Annotated in this window: 1 protein-coding gene; it reads left to right on the top strand. The window is 45.4% G+C overall.

Annotation, left to right across the window (positions count from 1 at the left end; translation table 11 throughout):
• Positions 1 to 280 (top strand): ATP-binding cassette domain-containing protein (locus tag LKX83_RS32465; protein ID WP_227887403.1); only part of this gene is annotated, 280 nt, incomplete at both ends.

The following is a 280-nucleotide window of genomic DNA, read 5'->3' as shown; positions in this document are numbered from 1 at the left end:
GACAGGAAGTCGGCATGGTATTTCAGCATTTTAACTTATTTCCTCATATGTCGGTAATCGAGAATGTGATTGAAGCACCTGTCCATGTAAAAAAGGTAAGCAAAGCAGAAGCAAGACAAAAAGCAATGGAGTTATTAAGGAAAGTTGGATTATCGGATAAAGCGGATGCGTATCCTGAGCAATTATCAGGGGGGCAGAAGCAGCGAGTGGCGATTGCAAGGGCATTGGCTATGGAACCGAAAGTGATGCTATTCGATGAGCCCACGTCAGCGCTTGACCC

The organism is Cohnella baijiui (assembly GCF_020731285.1).
In the GTDB taxonomy this organism is placed as follows: Bacteria; Bacillota; Bacilli; order Paenibacillales; family Paenibacillaceae; genus Cohnella.
This window is presented reverse-complemented; position numbering and strand designations above follow the sequence as displayed.